Here is a 249-nt window from a genome sequence, read left to right as displayed (position 1 = left end):
CGTTCAATCAACAAAGCCTGGCATCCTGCATCATCAGGGCTCAGGGAAGGGCGGCGAATAAGCTGTTGTGTCCGCTCAATAACCGGGCACGACATAGACTACACCTCATGGAAAAATTGCTGATAACTGGAATCACTGAAACCCAGCAGCATAGGCTTACCGGGCACGCAGAGCAATGGACGTTTGATAATTGCAGGCATTTCAGTCATTAATGCCGCCGCAGAGGCCGCATCGGTGATTTTATTGCGG

1 protein-coding gene is annotated in these 249 nt (G+C 51.0%); it reads right to left on the bottom strand.

Annotation, left to right across the window (positions count from 1 at the left end; all coding sequences use genetic code 11):
• Nucleotides 1-98 precede the first annotated feature (98 nt).
• Nucleotides 99-239 carry an ArsC/Spx/MgsR family protein gene (locus IEQ44_RS18340; protein ID WP_369074446.1) on the bottom strand — a complete coding sequence of 47 codons (141 nt, stop codon included), beginning with the start codon at nt 237-239 and terminating at the stop codon, nt 99-101.
• Between the last annotated feature and the right edge of the window lie 10 nt (nt 240-249).

Origin of the sequence: Nocardioides malaquae (assembly GCF_015070385.1) — a bacterium.
Classification (GTDB): domain Bacteria; phylum Actinomycetota; class Actinomycetes; order Propionibacteriales; family Nocardioidaceae; genus Nocardioides; species Nocardioides malaquae.
This window is presented reverse-complemented; position numbering and strand designations above follow the sequence as displayed.